Annotated in this window: 1 protein-coding gene; it reads right to left on the minus strand. The window is 72.8% G+C overall.

Annotation, left to right across the window (positions count from 1 at the left end):
• Positions 1-585: nucleotidyltransferase family protein (locus RSB01_RS14210; protein WP_332625773.1), on the minus strand; the 585-nt coding region annotated here is incomplete at both ends.

A 585-nucleotide genomic window follows, 5' to 3' on the forward strand; every position in this document is an offset into this window, starting at 1 on the left:
CCGACGTGCATCCAGTCGCCGTCCAGCACGCAGCCGAACAGGCGACCTTGGGCGGCGGAGGCGCGCCACAGGGGGCTGAGCGAGAAGGGGCCGTCGGGACCGGCGTCGGCGTAGTCGGGGCGGGTGATGTGGACGCCCATATAGGCGAAGGGGGCGGAGGCGGCCTCGCCGCGGAAGGTCAGGGCGCCGTCGTCGGCCAGGAAGAAGTCGCCGCCGCCCTCGAAGCCGATCGAGCCCTCGCGCCGGGCCAGCAGCAGGGCGGCGTCCATGCGCTCGGGGTCCCACAGGCGGATGAGGTCGCCCAGGGCGTCGCCCCGGTCGATCCAGACGCTGTCGATATTGGCGACGAAGACGGGATCGTCGCCGAGCAGGCGGCGGGCCTTCTTCAGGCCGCCGCCGGTCTCCAGCAGTTCGGCGCGCTCGTCGGAGATGACGATGGCGGGACGGGTGCGGGCGGCCAGATGGCTTTCCAGCCGGTCGGCGAACCAGTGGACGTTGACCACGGCGCGTTCGACGCCTGCGTCCGCCAGCCGGTCGAGGACGTGGTCGATCAGGGCGCGACCGCCGACCTCCACCAGGGCCTTG

This window comes from Brevundimonas sp. (assembly GCF_036659295.1).
In the GTDB taxonomy this organism is placed as follows: domain Bacteria; phylum Pseudomonadota; class Alphaproteobacteria; order Caulobacterales; family Caulobacteraceae; genus Brevundimonas.